Consider the following 267-nt stretch of genomic DNA (forward strand, 5'->3'; position numbering starts at 1 on the left):
CTGAAACGCTCAACTAGAGCTTTCTTAGCGTCCTCTTCAATGTTCGGGCGTACAATGTACATTACTTCATATTCTCTCATCGTATTGTCACCTCCTTATGGACTTGGGCCCTGCTGATTCCAGCGGGCAAGGAGCAAGCAATCATAAATATTACTCACATCAACATATTGTAGCATACGCACAGGCTTCCGGCAAGTTGTAATTTACGCTATACTGAAAGCATCAAAATTCGGGATGTGTTGCCTGTGGAACCGCATAAAACCATCG

1 pseudogene is annotated in these 267 nt (G+C 44.2%); it reads right to left on the reverse strand.

From position 1 onward, the window contains the following. A pseudogene (locus SB775_RS30090) lies at nucleotides 1-80 on the reverse strand (30S ribosomal protein S6); the annotation flags it as partial. Nucleotides 81-267: the final 187 nt, after the last annotated feature.

The organism is Peribacillus sp. SIMBA_075 (assembly GCF_046534585.1).